Source organism: Saccharothrix australiensis (assembly GCF_003634935.1).
GTDB lineage: Bacteria > Actinomycetota > Actinomycetes > Mycobacteriales > Pseudonocardiaceae > Actinosynnema > Actinosynnema australiense.
The window spans coordinates 695,274-712,907 of the sequence record NZ_RBXO01000001.1; the positions used below are offsets into that span (position 1 = coordinate 695,274).

Genomic DNA, 17,634 nt, shown 5'->3' on the forward strand with positions numbered 1-17,634 from the left:
CAGGGAGTGCGAATGTTCGAAAGGTTCACCGACCGCGCGAGGCGGGTGGTTGTCCTGGCCCAGGAAGAGGCCAGGATGCTCAACCACAACTACATCGGCACCGAGCACATCCTCCTGGGTTTGATCCACGAGGGTGAGGGTGTCGCCGCCAAGGCGCTGGAGTCGTTGGGGATCGCGCTGGAGGGCGTCCGCCAGCAGGTCGAGGAGATCATCGGCCAGGGCCAGCAGGCCCCGTCCGGCCACATCCCCTTCACCCCGCGCGCGAAGAAGGTGCTCGAGCTGTCGCTGCGCGAAGCGCTGCAGCTCGGCCACAACTACATCGGCACGGAGCACATCCTGCTCGGCCTGATCCGCGAGGGCGAGGGCGTCGCCGCCCAGGTCCTGGTCAAGCTGGGCGCGGACCTCAACCGGGTCCGCCAGCAGGTGCTCCAGCTGCTGTCCGGCTACTCCGGCGGCAAGGAGCCCGCCGAGTCCGGTGGTCGTGGTGAGGGCACCCCGTCCTCGTCCCTGGTCCTCGACCAGTTCGGGCGCAACCTGACCGCGAGCGCGCGGGAGGGCAAGCTCGACCCGGTGATCGGGCGCACCAAGGAGATCGAGCGGGTCATGCAGGTGCTGTCCCGCCGCACCAAGAACAACCCGGTCCTCATCGGCGAGCCCGGCGTCGGCAAGACGGCCGTCGTCGAGGGGCTGGCGCAGATGGTCGTCAAGGGCGAGGTGCCCGAGACGCTCAAGGACAAGCAGCTCTACACCCTTGACCTGGGCTCGCTGGTCGCGGGCTCCCGTTACCGCGGTGACTTCGAGGAGCGCCTGAAGAAGGTGCTCAAGGAGATCCGCACCCGCGGCGACATCATCCTCTTCATCGACGAGATCCACACGCTGGTGGGCGCGGGCGCGGCCGAGGGCGCGATCGACGCGGCCTCGATCCTCAAGCCCATGCTGGCCCGCGGCGAGCTGCAGACCATCGGCGCGACGACGCTCGACGAGTACCGCAAGTACGTCGAGAAGGACCCCGCGCTGGAGCGCCGGTTCCAGCCGATCCAGGTCGGCGAGCCGTCGCTGGAGCACACGATCGAGATCCTCAAGGGCCTGCGCGACCGGTACGAGGCGCACCACCGCGTGTCGATCACCGACTCGGCGCTGGTCGCCGCCGCCACGCTGGCCGACCGGTACATCAACGACCGGTTCCTGCCGGACAAGGCGATCGACCTCATCGACGAGGCGGGCGCGCGGATGCGCATCCGCCGGATGACGGCGCCGCCGGACCTGCGCGAGTTCGACGAGAAGATCGCGGACGTGCGGCGCGAGAAGGAGTCCGCGATCGACGCGCAGGACTTCGAGCGGGCCGCCAAGCTGCGCGACTCCGAGAAGCAGCTGCTCGGCCAGAAGGCCGAGCGGGAGAAGCAGTGGAAGGACGGCGACCTCGACGTCGTCGCCGAGGTGGACGACGAGCAGATCGCCGAGGTGCTGGCGAACTGGACCGGCATCCCGGTGTTCAAGCTCACCGAGGAGGAGACCACGCGTCTGCTCCGCATGGAGGACGAGCTGCACAAGCGGATCATCGGCCAGGTCGACGCGGTCAAGGCCGTGTCGCAGGCGATCCGCCGCACCCGCGCCGGCCTGAAGGACCCCAAGCGCCCGTCCGGCTCGTTCATCTTCGCCGGCCCGTCCGGCGTCGGCAAGACGGAGCTGTCGAAGGCCCTGGCGAACTTCCTGTTCGGCGAGGACGACGCGCTCATCCAGATCGACATGGGCGAGTTCCACGACCGGTACACCGCGTCGCGGCTGTTCGGCGCGCCTCCCGGCTACGTCGGCTACGAGGAGGGCGGCCAGCTCACCGAGAAGGTGCGCCGCAAGCCGTTCTCCGTGGTGCTGTTCGACGAGATCGAGAAGGCGCACCAGGAGGTGTACAACACGCTGCTCCAGGTGCTGGAGGACGGCCGCCTGACCGATGGCCAGGGCCGGACGGTGGACTTCAAGAACACCGTCATCATCTTCACGTCCAACCTGGGCACGTCGGACATCTCGAAGGCCGTCGGCCTGGGCTTCACGTCCGGGCAGGACACCGCGTCGAACTACGAGCGGATGAAGAACAAGGTCAACGACGAGCTGAAGAAGCACTTCCGCCCGGAGTTCCTGAACCGCATCGACGACATCATCGTGTTCCACCAGCTGACGCAGGACGAGATCATCAAGATGGTCGACCTGATGATCGCCCGCGTCGAGACGCAGCTGAAGAACAAGGACATGGCGATCGAGCTGACCGACCGGGCGAAGAAGCTGCTGGCCAAGCGCGGCTTCGACCCGGTGCTCGGCGCCCGTCCGCTGCGCCGGACGATCCAGCGCGAGATCGAGGACCAGCTGTCGGAGAAGATCCTGTTCGGCGAGATCCAGCCGGGCCAGATCATCATCACCGACGTCGAGGGCTGGGACGGCGAGTCGGAGGCGGACGACAAGGCGCACTTCGTCTTCCGCGGCGAGTCCAAGCCCCTCGGGGTGCCGGACGCGCCTCCGGTCGACCTGGCCGCGTCGTCCGGCGGTGACGCCGGCGAGTCGGACGCGGACTCGGCCTGACGGGTCCGGAGCCGGGCCTGCGGGTCCGGCTCGACCCGACGGGTCCGGAGTCGCGCTTGGCGGGTCCGGTTCGGCCTGGCGGGTCCGGAGTCGCGCCTGCGGGTCCGGTTCGGCCTGGCGGGTCGGGCTCGGCCACGACGGGCCGATCCGACGGCTCGGGCTCGCGCCGACCGGTCGGGCTCGGCCTGACGGGTCGGGCTCGCGCCGACCGGTTGGGCTCGGCCTGACGGGTCGGGCACGAGCCGACGGGAACGGGTCGGGCTCGGCCTGACGGCAGAAGCTGAAGCGCCTCCTGGGAACGCCCAGGGGGCGCTTTCGCATCTCCGGGCAGAGGTCTCGGGGCATCGGCGCAGGTCAGAGGAGCCGAACTGAACCGAACCACGCCCAGCCCGACCATGCACGACTCTCAGCCGGCAGGGCCGAAACCGTCGTGGTCGGGTGCTTGGATGCACGCAGGGGTTCCCAACTCGGGGGGACGCCTGCTCAAGCCCGCCCTTGCCGCGGCCTGGCGCGTACTGCTTGCCGGTGGTGTACGCGTTCGGCGGCGGAAGGCGCGTGCGGGTGGTGCTCGCCTTCGGCGGAGGTTCTGCCTGGGGCGCGCCTTCGGTGGAAGGTGCGTGTCCGTGGTGCGCCGTCGGAGGACCGCTGCGTGTCCGTGGTGCGCGCGTTCGGCGGGAGGTGCCTGCCTGTGGTGCGGTCCCAGGCGGAGGGCGCCTGCCTGTGGTGCGGTTCCCGGCGGAGGTGCCTGCCCGTGGTGCGGTCCCCGGCGGAAGGCGCGTGCTCGTGGCGCGTGCCTTCGGTGGAGGCTGCTTCGGCAGCGGGACCTCAGTGCAGCGTGCCGGCCGTGGTGCGCAGGTCGGTGGTCCGGTTGATCGTCGTCCGGATGATCAGCTCCAGCGCGCGGGTCGTCGTGCCGATCTCCAGGCTCGGAGCGTCGTCGTGCCCCTGCTCCGGCGCGTAAGGCACGTGCACGAACCCGCCCCGGACACCGGGGAACTCCGTCGCGACCAGGTGCATCAGGCTGTAGAACACGTGGTTGCACACGAACGTCCCAGCGGTGTGCGACACGGCCGCCGGGATGCCCGCGTCCAGCAGCGCCGCCGTGCAAGCCTTCACCGGCAGGGTCGCGAAGTACGCCGCGGGTCCGTCCGCCACGACCGGCACGTCGATGGGCCGGCGGCCGGCGTTGTCCGGGATGCGCGCGTCGTCGAGGTTGATCGCCACCCGCTCCGGCGTCACCGCGTTCCGACCGCCCGCCTGCCCGACGCAGATCACCACGTCCGGCGCGTGCCGCACCACCGAGTCGCGCAGCACCGCCGCCGACGTCCCGAACTCGCACGGCAACTCGACCGCCTCCAGCTCGTACCCCCGAGGCGTGACGCGGCGGACCGCGTCCCAGGACGGGTTGGCGGCCTCGCCCCCGAACGGCTGGAACCCCGTCAGCAGAACTTTCACTCGGGCAGACTAGAGGCCGTGGCCGACATCGAGGAACGCCGACCGCGAAACAAGGCCACGACGTTCCTGCTGGTGCTCGCCGCCGCAGCGTTCGTCGTGGCGTCCGCGCTCCGCCTGCTGGGCATCGACGGCACCCGGCACATGGTCGCGACGACGGCCCTCGTCCCCTACTTCACGGCGGCCGGCGTGCTGCTGGGCGCGATCGCCCTGCTGGCGCGGCGGTGGTTCGTCGGCACGGTCACGCTGCTCGTCGCGCTGGTGCTGGTGGCGGCCGTCGCGCCGCGCGCCTTCCCGGACGCCCGGCCCATCGGGGTCGGGCAGGAGGTCCGGGTGATGGCGGCCAACCTGCTCGTGGGCAAGGCCGACGCGGAGGTCCTGGTGGCCGCGGTCCGCGACCACGCGGTCGACGTGCTCGCGCTCCAGGAGCTGAGCCCGGCGATGGTGGTCGACCTGGAGCGCGCGGGCCTGGACGAGGTGCTGCCCCACCGCGTGTTCCTCGCCGAGCCGGGCGCTTCGGGGTCGGGCATCGCCTCGCGGTACCCGCTGACCGCGCGCGACCTGGCCGGGCCGAGCACGCTGCGCCAGGCGGGCGCGCTGGTCGCCCTGCCCGGCGCCGACCTGGAGGTCGTGTCGGTGCACCCGCTGCCACCGGTCACGCCGGACGGCCCGGAACCCTGGCAGCGCGACATGGCGGGCCTGCCCCGGCCGGACCTGAACGGCCCCTACCGGGTGCTCGCGGGCGACTTCAACGCCACCCTGGACCACGTCGGCCTGCGCCGGCTGCTCAACCACGGCTACGTGGACGCCGCCGACCAGGTCGGCGCGGGGCTGGACCCGACGTGGCCGGCCGACGCGGTGTGGCCGCCACCGGTCGTCATCGACCACATCCTGGTGGACGACCGGTGCCCGGTGGACACGTTCCAGGTGGTCGACATCCCCGGCAGCGACCACCGCGCGATCGTCAGCCAGTTCGTCGTGCCGGCTCGGTGAGCGCCGCCGGCGCGCCCATCGGCCGCGACACCCCGCGCCCGTGCCGCACCTCGGGCTCGCGCGGGTCGATCCTGATCAGCGCACCGGAGGCGGCACCGGCCAGCTCCGCCTGCCGCCGCACGCTCGGCACCGCGAGGCCCGCGCCCAGTTCGAGCACCACCAGGTCGCGCACGCCGCGCCGCCACGCGGTCAGCTCGTCCAGCGCGCGTCGGCTGCGGTCGGGCAGCCACGACCAGTCGCCGAACATGAGGATGTTGGGCCGCGCGAGGCCACCGCAGGTGCGGCACGCGGGTAGCGGCGACGCGGCCCGCATGGTCGCCGGGTCGACCTCGCGCCCGCGCACACCGGCACCGCGCCGGCGTTCGCGATCAGCTCGGCGACCCGGTCGAGCCCCGTGTCGGTGGTGGCCTGGTCAGGCACCCTTCGGGTCGGAGCTGAGCACGACCTCGAACTCCAGCAGGTCCGACCCCGTGCCGACGGGCTTGGCCCGCTCGCCCGAGTGCGCCTCGCGGGCGCCGCTGCCGAGCCAGTTCCGGAAGTCCTCGTCGGTCTCCCACTGGGTGACGACGAAGTACCGCTCGTCGCCCGCGACGGGGCGCAGCAGCTGGAAGCCGAGGAACCCGGCCGCCGAGTCCACCGCGCCGAGCCGTGCGGCGAACCGCTTCTCCAGCTCGGGGCCCGAGCCGTCGGGGACGTGGATCGCGTTGATCTTCACAACCGCCATGCCACCGACGTTAGCACCGGCCCGACGAACCGCGCCGCGCCGAGCCGGGTGGTGTCAGCGCCGCAGGCCGCCCGGCCACAGGTGCTCGTCGGGCGGCAGCTCGTCGCCCCGGAACCACGCGCCGAAGAACGCGTCCAGGTCCTGCCCGGACGCCTGCTCGACGTGCGCCTCGAACTCCGGCCACGACGCGTTGCCGTCGCGGTGCTCGGCCGTCCAGGTCCGCAGCACCCGGTCGAACGCCTCGTCGCCGAGCAGGCGGCGCAGGGCGTGCACCGCGAGCTGCCCCTTGTCGTAGACGCCCCGGAACTCGTTCCCCCGGCCCATGTCGTACAGCTTGCGGTTCCAGTACTCCGCCGAGTCGTCGGTCCGGTCGATCTCCGCCCGGTACCGCGCGTCGAGGTCGACACCCTCCTTGGCCTCCGCCCACTGCCACTGGGCGTAGCTCGCGAAGCACTCGTTCAGGCAGATGTCGGCCCACGACCGCAACGACACCGAGTCGCCGAACCACTGGTGGGCGTTCTCGTGCACGATCGTCTCCAGGTCCGCCCACCCGGCGTACACGGGGCGCGTCTGGGTCTCCAACGAGAAGCCGATGTTGTCGGACAGGAAGATCCCGCCCGCCGACCGGAACGGGTACGGCCCGTACTTGTCGGCCAGGAACGCCAGGACCTCGGGCAGCCGCCGCTGGTCCTCGCGCGCGCCCAGCGCGCCCGGCGCGTAGGCGTCCACCACCGGGGTGCCGTCCGGCAGGGTCGACCGGTCGATCGTCCACTTGTCGATCGCCACCGTGGCCAGGTAGGTCGCCAGGGGCTGCGGCGCGTGCCACCGGAACGTCGTCCAGCCGCCCTCCTGCGAGCTGCCCTCCTCGACGCCGTTCGACACCACCGACCAGCCGTCCGGCACGCGCGCGGTGAGCTTGAACGACGCCTTGTCGCGCGGGGTGTCGTTGGCCGGGAACCAGGTGGTCGCCGAGTGCGGCTGCCCCGCCGCGAACGCGCCGCCGGACGCCGAGACCTGCCAGCCGTTGCGGCCCAGCGCCCGGTCCTCGATCAGGGTCGGCTCACCGCCGTAGACGACGGTGACGACGAACTCCTCGTCCTTGCGCACCGGCGCGGCGGGCGTGACGACGAGTTCGTGGTCGCCCTCCTGGCTGAACCCGGCCGGCACGCCGCCGACCGCCACCTCGGACACCGCCAGCCGGTGCAGGTCCAGGTTGAACCGGCTCAGGTCGTCGGTCGCGACCGCCGTGATCAGCGCCTTGCCGTCCAGCTTCCGGGTGGCCGGGTCGTACCCGATGGTCACGTCGTAGGCGCTGACGTCGTAACCGGTGTTGCCGTCCTCCGGGTAGTACGGGTCGCCCGCGCCCGGACCGCCCCGCGCGTCGACCACCGGGGGAGTGCCGGTGGTGGTGGGCGCGGCGGTCGGCGTCGGCTCGGGTGGGCCGGGCACCCTGGCGACCAGCACCCCGGCGACCGCCAGCGCCACGGCCGCGACGAGCAGGTAGGGGCGTGCCTTGGGGCTGATTGCCATGCCGACATGATGCACGCATGAGCGTCGTGGAGTTCGGCGGATCGGGACCGGGCATCCTGCTCCTGCACGGCCTGATGAGCCGCGCCACCACGTGGTGGACGGTCGCGCGGTGGCTCAAGCCCTACGGCCGCGTGGTCGCGGCGGACGCCCGCGGGCACGGCCGCAACCCGCGACGCGGTCCGTTCCGGACGGAGGACTTCGTCGCCGACGCCGCGGCGCTGATCGAACGGCTCGACCTCGCGCCCGTCGTCGTGATCGGGCACTCGATGGGCGGCCTGCACGCGTGGGCGCTCGCCGCGACCCGCCCGGACCTGGTGCGGGCCGTGGTGGCGGAGGACGTCGTGCCGGACAACCGGGGCCGGACGGTGGACGAGTGGCGCCCGTACTTCGAGTCCTGGCCGGTGTTCGAGTCGCTCGCGCACGTCCGGTCGGTCGTGCCGGTGCCGCACGTCGAGGAGCTGTTCGAGGAGCGCGCCGACGGCTACCACCTGATCGCGCGGCTGGAGGACCTGTACGAGATCGCGGCCGAGTGGGGCGAGCGGTCGTACTGGGACTTCGTGGACGCCATCCGGTGCCCCACGCTGACCGTCGAGGCGGGGCGCGGCGGCCTGCGGCCGGGGCAGATGGCGGAGGTGGCGCGGCGCACGGGCGGGCACCACCTGCTGGTGCCCGAGTCGGGCCACGTCGTGCACGCCGAGGCGCCGGAGGTCTACCGGGGCGCGGTCGAGGCTTTCCTCAGCGGGTCGATCACGCCGGTCTGAGTGTCCACGACGGACACCTCGCGGACCTTGGCGCGGATGGGCTCCACGGGGTGCACCGCGGCGAACGCCCGCACGAGCGCGGCGTCGTCAACGCCGTGCCGCAACGTGCAGTGCGGTACCCAGTTGCCCGGCAGGTAGTACGCGTTGGGGTCCTTCACCCGACCGGCCAGGACGTCGTGGATCGCCGAGTGCACGGCGAGCAGCTCGCCGTCCACGACCGCGCCGAGCTGGAGCACGTTCTCGGCGGTGGCGAACACGCCCAGGGTGTGCAGCCACAGGTCGGGCACCCACAGCCGGGACAGGTCCTCGCGCAGCTCCGCCCGCACCTTCGGCCCGATCGCGCCCGCGACCGCGAAGGTCAGGTGCGGCGGGTACTCGAACGTCGCGCCGACCTTCCGCCACAGGTCCCGGACCCGGGCGTCGGCCTCCTCGTCGAAGAACACCACCAGCGCGTGCACGTCAGTGTTCACCCGGCAGCGCGAACAACCCGTCGGCGGTCTGCTCGACCAGCCCGTCCACCAGCAGCGAGTGCAGGCACCGGTCGCGCTGGCCCGCGTCGGACCAGACGGCGTCCAGGCGGGCCTTGCCGACCGGTTCGGACGTGCCGCGCAGGACGTCCAGCAGCAGCCCGCGCACCTGCCGGTCGGTGCCCGCGAACTTCTGCACGGCCTTGGCCGGCCCGGCGTAGGCGGGGCGGCCGTTGCGCTGCCACGCGCAGGTGTCGAACACCGGGCAGTCCGCGCACCGGGGCGTGCGGGCGGTGCAGACGAGCGCGCCGAGCTCCATCAGGGCCGCCGAGTACGTGGCGGCGCCCTCCTCCGGCAGCAGGGCCGCCACGTCGGCCAGGTCCCTGGTGGTGGACGGCGGCCCGGCGTCGGCCGCGCCGTGCGCGGCCCGCGCCACCACGCGTCGCACGTTCGTGTCCACGACCGGGCACCGCTTGCCGTACGCGAAGGCGGCCACCGCGCGGGCGGTGTACGCGCCGATGCCCGGCAGGGCGAGCAGGGTGTCGACGTCGTCCGGCACCACGTCGCCGTGGTCGGCCGCGATGTCGACCGCGGCGGCGTGGAGCCGCAGCGCGCGGCGCGGGTAGCCGAGCTTGCCCCACGCCCGCAGGACCTCGCCCTGGCTCGCGGCGGCCAGGGCGGACGGCGTCGGCCAGCGCTCCAGCCACTCCCGCCAGACCGGCTCGACCCGTGCGACCGGTGTCTGCTGGAGCATGATCTCGCTGACCAGCACGCCCCAGGCGGTGCACTCGGGCCGTCGCCAGGGCAGGTCGCGGGCGGTCTCGGCGAACCAGTCGAGGAGGGTCTGCGCGTCGAGGCTCATAGCGGTGGCCAGTGTTCCAGAACCACCCGCTCGGGTGAGCAGCGCCGCCGGGAACGCCCCGCGCTCAGACGACCTCGGTCAGCTCACCGGTGTGCACGTCGTAGACGAACCCGCGCACCTGGTCGCGGTGCGGCACGAACGGGCTGTGGCGCAGGCGGTTCATCGAGTTGCGCACGCTGTCCTTGACCTCGCGGAACGCCTCGACCGACCAGGTGGGGCGCATACCCGCGTCGTGCTCCAGCTCGTCCTTGAACTCGTCCTCGGTCACCAGCTCCAGCCCGCAGTTGGTGTGGTGCACCAGCAGCACCTCGCGGGTGCCGAGCTTGCGCTGGCTCAGCGCCAGCGACCGGATCATGTCGTCGGTGACGACACCGCCCGCGTTGCGCAGCACGTGGGCCTCGCCCTGCTTCAGCCCGAAGATCTCGAAGACGCGGATGCGGGCGTCCATGCAGGTCAGGATCGCCACCCTCATCGAGGGCTTCGGCGAGGAGCGGTCGCCGGGAACCGCGTTGCCCAACTCGGCGTTGCGCCGCAGCAGCTCGTTGATCGATGTCATGGCCACCTCCCTGGTGTTCCCCGGGATTGGAACCTCGACTCCCGGGTAGCGGCAAGCGAATCGGACGGGGATCACGTCCACCCCATCGGATGACGTGCGGCTACCTTACTATTCCAGGGCGCTTGGCTACCTTCGGTCACGTGATGGAGCCGAACGGCCCGTTGCCGCCGGCGGTGTACCGGCGGCGGCGAGCGCTGGCCGCCGGGGGCTCCGGGCTCGCGTTCGCCCTCGCGCTGTGGTCGGTCGGCGTGCTCATCAGCCGGAGTGAGCCGGCGGTGCCGGCCGCGCCGGCGACCGCGCCGTCCTCCAAGCCGCCCGCGTCGGCCACCGCCGCGTCGCCCGCCGCGCCGTCCCCGTCCGCCGCGCCGTCCCACGCGTCGTCCTCTGTGCCGTCCTCTGTGCCGTCCCCGCCGCCCGCCCCGGAGCCGTCGCCCGCGCCGCCGGCCGGTCCGCCGCCGCCGTGCGAGGACGCCGGGCTGGTCGTCCGGGCCGCCGTGGCGAAGCCGTCGTACCCGGCGGGCGAGCCGGTCAGGTTGGCGATCCTGGTGTCGAACCCCGGTCCGCCGTGCGTGGAGGACATCGGCCGGTCGGTGCGCGAGCTGGTGGTGACCACGGCGGACGGCGCCACGCGCCTGTGGTCGAGCAACGACTGCTTCGCCACCGAGGGGACGGAGGTGCGCGTCCTGCGGCCGGGCGAGGTGTTCGAGTACGGGCTGGAGTGGCTGGGCGGCACGTCGGAGCCGGGCTGCGCGAAGCACACCCGGCTGGGGCCGGGGGACTACCTGCTCACCGCGCGGGTGGCCGGGAAGTCGAGCGACCCGGTGGTGTTCCGGATGACCTGACGCCCGACCGGCCGCGTCACGGGCCGAACCAGCGCTCCTCCACCACGCCGCGCGGCGCGGCGGCCGTGGTGCCGACCACCAGCTCCGTGGCCAGCGTGACCGAGCGCGGCCGGGTGCGCTCCGCCGAGTCCAGTAGCAGCTTGCCCGCCGCCCGGCCCTTCTCCAGCACGGGCTGGCGGACGGTGGTGAGCCCGGCCTGCTCCGCCTCCCGGATGCCGTCGAACCCGGTGACCGTCAGGTCGTGCGGCACGTTGAGGCCGCGCTTGCGCGCCTCGCCGAGCGCGCCGAGCGCGAGGATGTCCGAGGTGCAGATCAACGCGGTGATGCGCGGGTCGCGGTCGAGCACCTGGGCCGCCGCCGACGCGCCGGACGCGATGGTGTGGTCGAACCGCTCCACCACCGGCACGCCCGCCCAGTCGACGCCCGCCTCGGTGAACGCCTCGGCCAGCCCGGCCAGCCGGGCCCGCTGCACGTGGAAGTGCGCGGACCGCCTGCGCTCGGGCGTCACGTAGCCGTCGTTGCGGTCGCGGGCCAGCCGCATGCACACCACGCCGATGCGCCGGTGGCCGAGGGAGATGAGGTGCTTGGCCAGCGCGTTCATCGCGGCCTGGTCGTCGATGCCCACCCGGTCGACGTTGCCCAGGTCCGGCTGGTCGCACACCACCGTGGGCACCGGCCGCTCCAGCACCGCCGCCAGGTGCGGGTCGTCGTCGGGCACCGAGTACACGACGAACCCGTCCACGCCGGCGCGGTGCACGGCGGCCACGTCCTCGCGCTCGGGGTTCGCCGGCACCAGCAGCAGGCCGGTCCCGGCGTCCTCGCACGCCAGCGCCAGGCCCTCCAGGAACCCGATCGCCGCCGGGTCGCGGAACGCGTAGGACAGGTTCTCGGTGAGCAGGAGGCCCACCGCACCCGCCTTCCGCGTCCGCAGCGACCGCGCCACCGGGTCGGGGCCCGGGTATCCGAGTCGTCTCGCTGTCTCCAACACCCGGCGTCGCAGCTCCGGCGAGAGCTGGTCGGGACGGTTGTACGCGTTGGACACCGTTGTCCGGGAAACACCCAGCTCCGCCGCCAGTGAGGCGAGCGTCGCGGGGCGTCGCACATGCATCGACCGCGCCATGAAGTGACCGTAACGGTTCAGAACCAATTACAGAAGTGGGGGTGATGCGCATCCCTGGTGGAAGCCATCGGCGCAGGTAGTCCAGGGTCGACCACCTGGAACATGGTCCAGACCAATTAGGCGGGCGGTGGCGGCGCGGTGGACTCCCGGACGACCAGCCTCGGGCGGAACACGCGGGTGTAGTTGCCGGCCGGCCTCCTGCGCCGGTCGGGGTCCAGCCGGTGCACCAGCTCGTCCACCGCCGCCGTCGCCATCTCCTCGATCGGCTGGGCCAGCGTGGTCAGCGACGGCGAGCAGTACGAGGCGAGCGGGATGTCGTCGAAGCCCACCACCGACAGGTCGCGCGGCACGGACAGGCCGCGCCGGTGCGCCTCCCGCAGCACGCCGATAGCCATGTGGTCGGACGAGCAGATCACCGCCGTCGGCCGCACCGAGTCCAGCAGGGCCGCCGTCGCCGCCGCGCCGCCCTCCGGCCCGAACGGCGCGTGCGCCACGTGCTCCGACCCGGCGGGCAGCCCGTCCTCCTCCAGCGCCGCCGCCCACCCGGCCCGCTTGAGCCGCGACGGCAGCGACCGCGCCGGGCCGGACACGAACCCGATCCGGCGGTGGCCCAGCTCCACCAGGTGCCGGGTCGCCGCGTAGCCGGCGTGCTGCTCGTCCACGGTCACGTCCGGCACGTCCAGCGACGGCGTCACGCCGTTCAGGAACACCATGTGCACGCCGTCGGCGAGCAGCTTGGCGTAGTAGCTGGGGCGCGGCGCCTGGCCGAGCGGCACCTCCACGTTGGTGATCTCGGGCGACACGAACACCATGCCCTCGACCCCGCGCGCGAGGAGCATCCGCACGTACTCCTCCTCGCCCATCGCGGCGCTGCCGGTGGCCCGCGTGTTGCACAGCAGCGACGAGTAGCCCAGCCGCGCGGCGCGCACCTCCAGCGCCTCGGCGAACGCCGGGAACACCGGGTTGGACAGCTCGGGCACGAGCAGCCCGATCACCCCGGTCCGCTGCAACGCGCCCAGGCCGCGCGGCGTGTAGGGCATCTCCGCGAGCACCGCCAGCACGCGCTGGCGCGTCTCCTCGTTGACCCCGGCCCTGCGGTTGAGCACGCGGCTGACCGTGGAGATGCTCACCCCGGCCGCCCTCGCGATCTCGGCCAGACCGGACACCGTTCCTCCTCGCGCGACGACCGTGGGGCGACGTGCAGCCTGCCGGTCCAGGAAAGGTTTTGCAACGCCCGCTGCGACATTCGCCCACCCGGCCGCCTCCGTTGAGGCTGGATCGCGGCGAGGGGCTTGACCCCTCCCCGCCGCGGGTATGGGATTCGCGTCGACGGCTCCACAACTCCTTGCAAGACCCTCATCGCGATGAGGCCGGCAGGAGGGACGACAGCGACGATGCGACGCACCACCCTCGTGAACGCCCTGGCCGCGGGCATGGCCGCCGCGCTCGCCCTCACCGCGTGCGGCGGCGGCGGCGGACCCGCGGGCGACAGCGGCGAGGTCGTCTTCTGGGACACCAGCGGCCCCAACGAGAGCCCCGTGTTCGGCGCCATCGCGCAGGAGTGCGCCGCGCGGGGCGGTTACCGGGTCAGGACCGAGGTGGTCGCTTTCGACCAGGCGCTCAACAACTACAAGACCGCCGCGCAGGGCGGCCAGGGCCCCGACGTGCTGCGCGCCGAGGTCGCCTGGGTGCCGCAGCTGGCCAAGCTCGGCTACCTCGTCGACCTGACCGGCACGGAGCCGGGCAGGGACACCGGCGACTTCCTCGCCACCCCGCTGGGCTCGACCAGGTACCAGGACAAGTCCTACGGCGTGCCCCAGGTCACCGACTCGCTGGCGCTGTTCTACAACCGGAAGCTGCTCGCCGACGCGGGCGTCGAACCGCCGCGGACCTGGGACGAGGTCAAGGCGGCGGCGGTCAGGCTCGGCGGGGAGAAGACCTTCTTTCTCAACAACGACGCCTATTACGCGCTGCCGTTCATCTACGGCGCGGGCGGCGACCTCGTGGACGCGTCCGCCAAGAAGATCGTCGTCAACTCGCCGGAGAACGTGCGGGCGCTCCGGACCGCCAAGGGCCTGCTCGACGCCAAGGCCGCGACCACCGCCCTGGACCCGGCGAACTCGTACCACAACATGCAGGCCGCGTTCTCCGCCGGCGAGGTCGCGATGGTGGTGAACGGCCCGTGGTCGGTCGCCGACTACCTCAAGGGCCCCGCCTTCGCCGACCCGGCGAACCTCGGCATCGCGCCCGTGCCCGGCGAGGAGGCGGGCAAGGGGTCGGCGCCGGTGGGCGGCCACGACTACGTCGTCCGCCAGGGCACCAGGGCGAAGGAGTCCTCGATCCGGTTCGTCTCCTGCATGAGCAGCACCGCCTCGCAGGTGCGGGTCGCGAAGGAGCTGGGCCTGCCGCCGACCCGCAAGTCCGCCTACGCCGACCCCGGGGTGCAGGCCAACGCGATCGTCTCCGCCTTCCAGCCGGTGGTCACCGCCGCGCACGCCCGCCCGTGGATCCCGGAGGGCGGTCAGCTGTTCGACCCGCTGAAGATCGCCTACGCCGACGTGCTGGCGGGCGCGAAGGACGCCGAGGCCGCGCTGGACGAGGTCGCGAAGGCGTACCAGGACCAGGTCGTCACCGACTACCGCATCGGCTGACGCCGGGCCGCGCGCCGGCCACCCACCCGCCGCCGACGAGAGGAGGCGACCGTGCGCAGGTTCCTGGACCGGCACTGGTACGCGTACGCGATGGTGCTGCCGGTGGTGGTGGTCATCGCCGCGCTCGTGCTCTACCCGTTGGCGCAGGGCGTGTTCTTCACCTTCACCGACATCAACGAGGGCAACATCGCCAACCCGGTCCTCGACCGGGCCGCGACCTACACGGGCGTCGGCCTGACCAACTACCTGAACGTGCTCTCCGGCGACCCCAGCTTCGGCTCGTTCTGGTCGACGCTGGTCCGCACGCTGGTCTGGACGTTCGGCTGCGTGCTCGGCCACTACGCCATCGGGCTCGGCCTGGCGCTGCTGCTCAACCGGCCGGTGCGGGGCCGCGCCGCCTACCGGGTGCTGCTCATCCTGCCGTGGGCCGTGCCCGCGTTCATCAGCGCGTTCGCGTGGAAGTACATGTTCAACGCCCAGTACGGGATCATCAACCAGGCGCTGCGCGCGGTCGGCCTGCCGGACCCGGTGTGGCTCGGCCAGTCCGACTGGGCGCTGGTCGCGGTCGTGGTGGTCAACGTCTGGCTGGGCGTCCCGTTCATGATGGTGGCGCTGCTGGGCGGCCTCCAGGCCATCCCCGGCGACCTGTACGAGGCGGCCGAGGTGGACGGCGCGTCGCCGTGGCAGCGGTTCCGGCACGTGACGCTGCCCGGCCTGCGGTCGGTGTCCGGGACCGTCGTGCTGCTCGGGACCATCTGGACGTTCAACATGTTCGCCGTGATCTACCTGATCACCGGGCCGAACCCGAACACCCGCATCCTGGTCACCTACGCGTTCGAGCGGTTCTTCTCCGGCGCTTCCCGCGACTACGCGATCGCGTCGACCTACGGGGTGCTGATCCTGTCCGTCCTGCTCGTGTTCGCGGGCGTCTACCGGCGGGCGCTGCGCCGGCAGGGTGAGGTGTGGTGATGTCCGCGCCGGTCGCCACCCGGGCGCCCGCAGCCCGCCGCGCCCGCGGGCGGCGGTCCAGGGTCGCGAGCGTCGCGCTGCACGCCGCGCTGGTCACCGCGTCGCTGATCGCCGTGTTCCCGGTGTTCTGGGTGCTCGTGACGTCGTTCAAGCCGGACGCGCGGGCCGTCGAGACGACGCCGCGGCTGTTCAACGAGTCCGGTGTGGACAACTACGCGCGCGTCCTGTCCGGCGAGAAGGGCGACTTCCTGGCGTGGTTCGGGAACTCGGTGCTCATCGCCGTGCTGACGACCGCGGTCTCGGTGTTCCTGTCGGCGACCACCGGTTACGCGGTGTCCCGGTTCCGGTTCCCCGGCAAGCGCCCGCTGATGCTGTCCTTCCTCGTGGTGCAGATGTTCCCGTTCGCGGTGCTGATCGTGCCGCTGTACAACATCCTGCTGTCGCTGGGGTTGCAGGGCACGAGCCTCGGCCTGGTGCTGGTCTACTGCACGACGGCGGTGCCGTTCTGCACGTACATGCTGAAGGGCTACTTCGACACCATCCCGACCGACCTGGACGAGGCGGGCCGGGTGGACGGGCTGTCGCCGTTCGGGGTGTTCTGGCGGCTGGTGCTGCCGCTGGCGCGGCCGGGGCTGGCGGTGACCGCGTTCTACGCGTTCCTGACGGCGTGGGGCGAGGTGGCGTTCGCGTCGGCGTTCCTGTCGGCGGCGGACGAATCGAAGACGCTCGCGGTCGGGTTGCAGGTGTTCGTGCAGCAGAACCGGACCGAGTGGGGCCACCTGGCGGCGGCGTCGATCCTGGTGGCCATCCCGGCGGTCGTCGTGTTCTACCTGGTGCAGCGCTTCCTGGTGACCGGCCTGTCGGCGGGCGCGGTGAAGGGCTGACCGCGTGGGCGGCACTGGACCAATGCACCCGTTCCCGTAAGCGCTTGCAATGCCTAACGTGGCGGCAAAGCCCGGTAGTGAAAGGTGCGTTCCACATGGCTGAGGTCGCCTACGACAAGGCGTCGCGGATCTTCTCCGGCAACCCGCCGGTCCGCGCGGTCGACGAGCTCTCCCTCGACGTGGCGGACGGCGAGTTCCTCGTCCTCGTCGGCCCGTCGGGCTCGGGCAAGTCGACGGCGCTGCGGATGCTCGCGGGCCTGGAGGACGTCGACGAGGGCGCGATCCGGATCGGCGGCAAGGACGTCACGAACGTGCCCCCGAAGGGCCGGGACATCGCGATGGTGTTCCAGTCCTACGCCCTCTACCCGCACATGACGGTCGCGGAGAACATGGGTTTCGCGCTCAAGCTGCGCGGCGTGAACAAGGCCGAGATCAAGGAGAAGGTCGCCGAGGCGGCCAAGATGCTCGACCTGACCAAGTACCTGGACCGCAAGCCGAAGGCGCTGTCGGGCGGTCAGCGGCAGCGCGTCGCGATGGGCCGGGCGATCGTGCGCGAGCCCTCCGTGTTCCTCATGGACGAGCCGCTGTCCAACCTGGACGCGAAGCTGCGCGTGGAGACCCGCGCGAACATCGCCGCGCTCCAGGCGCGGCTCGGCACCACCACCATCTACGTCACCCACGACCAGGTCGAGGCCATGACGATGGGTCACCGGGTGGCGGTGCTCAAGGACGGGCTGCTCCAGCAGTGCGACACCCCGCGCGCGCTGTACGACCGGCCGGCCAACGCGTTCGTCGCCGGGTTCATGGGCTCGCCCGCGATGAACCTCAAGACGGTGCCGCTGACCGCCGAGGGCGTGCGGCTGGACGGCGTCGTGGTGCCGCTGGAGCGCGCCGCGCTGGACACCGCCTCGGCGGAGGGCCTGGGCGAGGTCACGTTCGGCGTCCGGCCGGAGTCGCTGGCGCTGGTGTCGTCGCAGGACGCCGGCATGGAGATGACCGTCGAGCTGGTCGAGGAGCTGGGCGCGGACGCGCTGGTGCACGGCGCGGTGCGGATCGGGAAGTCGTCGGAGCGGTTCGTGGTCCGCGTGGACGGGCGCACGCCGCCCGCCCTGGGCCAGACGGTGAAGGTCGCGGTGCGCGACGCCACCGAGGTCCACCTGTTCCACCCGGAGTCGGGCGCACGCCTCGCCGGCTGACCACCGTCCTCCGTCCGAGGGCCACCTCCCCGCGCGGGAGGTGGCCCTCGACGCGT

At 72.4% G+C, this 17,634-nt stretch carries 17 protein-coding genes and 1 pseudogene; 8 read left to right on the forward strand and 10 right to left on the reverse strand.

Going from position 1 to position 17,634, the window contains the following annotated elements; translation table 11 throughout:
• The first annotated feature begins 12 nt into the window (after positions 1–12).
• On the forward strand, positions 13–2,571 hold the full coding sequence (locus tag C8E97_RS03390; RefSeq protein ID WP_121001542.1) for an ATP-dependent Clp protease ATP-binding subunit: 2,559 nt from the start codon (positions 13–15) through the stop codon (positions 2,569–2,571).
• Positions 2,572–3,396: 825 nt separating this feature from the next.
• Here C8E97_RS03390 and pcp read toward each other — a convergent pair.
• Positions 3,397–4,026, reverse strand: a complete 630-nt coding sequence (gene pcp, locus C8E97_RS03395; protein ID WP_121001543.1) for a pyroglutamyl-peptidase I — start codon at positions 4,024–4,026, stop codon at positions 3,397–3,399.
• Between the two features lie 18 nt (positions 4,027–4,044).
• On the opposite strand from pcp, the gene C8E97_RS03400 reads away from it, so the two are divergent.
• A complete protein-coding gene (locus C8E97_RS03400) occupies positions 4,045–5,016 on the forward strand; it encodes an endonuclease/exonuclease/phosphatase family protein (RefSeq protein ID WP_121001544.1) in 972 nt (323 codons plus the stop codon).
• Here the strand turns inward: C8E97_RS03400 and C8E97_RS03405 are convergent.
• The 3 genes and pseudogenes from C8E97_RS03405 to C8E97_RS03415 all read right to left on the reverse strand — a co-directional run.
• A pseudogene (locus tag C8E97_RS03405) lies at positions 4,988–5,344 on the reverse strand (SIR2 family NAD-dependent protein deacylase); the annotation flags it as partial. The gene C8E97_RS03400 and the pseudogene C8E97_RS03405 overlap by 29 nt on opposite strands.
• A gap of 84 nt (positions 5,345–5,428) precedes the next feature.
• On the reverse strand, positions 5,429–5,740 hold the full coding sequence (locus tag C8E97_RS03410; protein WP_121001545.1) for an antibiotic biosynthesis monooxygenase family protein: 312 nt from the start codon (positions 5,738–5,740) through the stop codon (positions 5,429–5,431).
• A 54-nt stretch (positions 5,741–5,794) separates the two neighbouring features.
• Complete coding sequence (locus C8E97_RS03415; RefSeq protein ID WP_121001546.1) at positions 5,795–7,270, reverse strand: M1 family metallopeptidase; 1,476 nt, start codon at positions 7,268–7,270, stop codon at positions 5,795–5,797.
• 17 nt (positions 7,271–7,287) lie between these two features.
• Between C8E97_RS03415 and C8E97_RS03420 the strand changes: the two genes are divergently transcribed.
• Complete coding sequence (locus tag C8E97_RS03420) at positions 7,288–8,031, forward strand: alpha/beta fold hydrolase (protein ID WP_121001547.1); 744 nt, start codon at positions 7,288–7,290, stop codon at positions 8,029–8,031.
• On the opposite strand, the gene C8E97_RS03425 is transcribed toward C8E97_RS03420, so the two are convergent.
• From C8E97_RS03425 to C8E97_RS35735, 4 genes are all read right to left on the reverse strand, one after another.
• The gene (locus C8E97_RS03425; RefSeq protein ID WP_246018647.1) at positions 7,980–8,501 is read right to left on the reverse strand and encodes a 2'-5' RNA ligase family protein; all 522 of its coding nucleotides are present in this window, start codon (positions 8,499–8,501) and stop codon (positions 7,980–7,982) included. The two genes, C8E97_RS03420 and C8E97_RS03425, sit on opposite strands and share 52 nt — an antisense overlap.
• On the reverse strand, positions 8,491–9,360 hold the full coding sequence (locus C8E97_RS03430; RefSeq protein ID WP_121001550.1) for an HhH-GPD family protein: 870 nt from the start codon (positions 9,358–9,360) through the stop codon (positions 8,491–8,493). Before C8E97_RS03430 ends, C8E97_RS03425 begins: the two co-directional genes overlap by 11 nt.
• Positions 9,361–9,424: 64 nt before the next feature.
• Positions 9,425–9,916, reverse strand: coding sequence for a beta-class carbonic anhydrase (locus C8E97_RS03435; protein ID WP_121001552.1), 492 nt, complete (start codon positions 9,914–9,916; stop codon positions 9,425–9,427).
• 136 nt (positions 9,917–10,052) lie between these two features.
• Complete coding sequence (locus C8E97_RS35735; protein WP_246018648.1) at positions 10,053–10,496, reverse strand: hypothetical protein; 444 nt, start codon at positions 10,494–10,496, stop codon at positions 10,053–10,055.
• On the opposite strand from C8E97_RS35735, the gene C8E97_RS35740 reads away from it, so the two are divergent.
• A complete protein-coding gene (locus C8E97_RS35740) occupies positions 10,486–10,758 on the forward strand; it encodes a hypothetical protein (protein WP_246018649.1) in 273 nt (90 codons plus the stop codon). The genes C8E97_RS35735 and C8E97_RS35740 overlap by 11 nt on opposite strands.
• A 16-nt stretch (positions 10,759–10,774) precedes the next feature.
• On the opposite strand, the gene C8E97_RS03445 is transcribed toward C8E97_RS35740, so the two are convergent.
• Positions 10,775–11,878, reverse strand: coding sequence for a LacI family DNA-binding transcriptional regulator (locus C8E97_RS03445; protein WP_121001556.1), 1,104 nt, complete (start codon positions 11,876–11,878; stop codon positions 10,775–10,777).
• 116 nt (positions 11,879–11,994) lie between these two features.
• Positions 11,995–13,044, reverse strand: coding sequence for a LacI family DNA-binding transcriptional regulator (locus tag C8E97_RS03450; protein ID WP_121001558.1), 1,050 nt, complete (start codon positions 13,042–13,044; stop codon positions 11,995–11,997).
• 228 nt (positions 13,045–13,272) lie between these two features.
• On the opposite strand from C8E97_RS03450, the gene C8E97_RS03455 reads away from it, so the two are divergent.
• From C8E97_RS03455 to C8E97_RS03470, 4 genes are all read left to right on the forward strand, one after another.
• Positions 13,273–14,529: an extracellular solute-binding protein gene (locus C8E97_RS03455; RefSeq protein ID WP_121001560.1), complete on the forward strand. Its 1,257-nt coding sequence runs from the start codon at positions 13,273–13,275 to the stop codon at positions 14,527–14,529.
• A gap of 51 nt (positions 14,530–14,580) precedes the next feature.
• Complete coding sequence (locus tag C8E97_RS03460; protein ID WP_121001562.1) at positions 14,581–15,498, forward strand: carbohydrate ABC transporter permease; 918 nt, start codon at positions 14,581–14,583, stop codon at positions 15,496–15,498.
• Positions 15,498–16,382, forward strand: coding sequence for a sugar ABC transporter permease (locus tag C8E97_RS03465; RefSeq protein ID WP_121001564.1), 885 nt, complete (start codon positions 15,498–15,500; stop codon positions 16,380–16,382). The genes C8E97_RS03460 and C8E97_RS03465 overlap by 1 nt, the downstream gene beginning before the upstream one ends.
• Positions 16,383–16,477: 95 nt before the next feature.
• The gene (locus C8E97_RS03470) at positions 16,478–17,578 is read left to right on the forward strand and encodes an ABC transporter ATP-binding protein (RefSeq protein WP_121001566.1); all 1,101 of its coding nucleotides are present in this window, start codon (positions 16,478–16,480) and stop codon (positions 17,576–17,578) included.
• Positions 17,579–17,634 lie beyond the last annotated feature (56 nt).

Excerpts from the sequence above, each read along its gene's own strand:
- C8E97_RS03455 (WP_121001560.1), top strand. The coding sequence starts at position 13,273 with ATGCGACGCACCACCCTCGTGAACGCCCTGGCCGCGGGCATGGCCGCC.
- C8E97_RS03470 (WP_121001566.1), top strand. The coding sequence starts at position 16,478 with ATGGCTGAGGTCGCCTACGACAAGGCGTCGCGGATCTTCTCCGGCAAC.
- C8E97_RS03390 (WP_121001542.1), top strand. The coding sequence starts at position 13 with ATGTTCGAAAGGTTCACCGACCGCGCGAGGCGGGTGGTTGTCCTGGCC.
- C8E97_RS03430 (WP_121001550.1), bottom strand. The coding sequence starts at position 9,360 with ATGAGCCTCGACGCGCAGACCCTCCTCGACTGGTTCGCCGAGACCGCC.
- C8E97_RS03410 (WP_121001545.1), bottom strand. The coding sequence starts at position 5,740 with ATGGCGGTTGTGAAGATCAACGCGATCCACGTCCCCGACGGCTCGGGC.
- C8E97_RS03465 (WP_121001564.1), top strand. The coding sequence starts at position 15,498 with ATGTCCGCGCCGGTCGCCACCCGGGCGCCCGCAGCCCGCCGCGCCCGC.
- C8E97_RS03415 (WP_121001546.1), bottom strand. The coding sequence starts at position 7,270 with ATGGCAATCAGCCCCAAGGCACGCCCCTACCTGCTCGTCGCGGCCGTG.
- C8E97_RS03420 (WP_121001547.1), top strand. The coding sequence starts at position 7,288 with ATGAGCGTCGTGGAGTTCGGCGGATCGGGACCGGGCATCCTGCTCCTG.
- C8E97_RS35735 (WP_246018648.1), bottom strand. The coding sequence starts at position 10,496 with ATGTCCTCCACGCACGGCGGACCGGGGTTCGACACCAGGATCGCCAAC.
- C8E97_RS03435 (WP_121001552.1), bottom strand. The coding sequence starts at position 9,916 with ATGACATCGATCAACGAGCTGCTGCGGCGCAACGCCGAGTTGGGCAAC.
- C8E97_RS03445 (WP_121001556.1), bottom strand. The coding sequence starts at position 11,878 with ATGGCGCGGTCGATGCATGTGCGACGCCCCGCGACGCTCGCCTCACTG.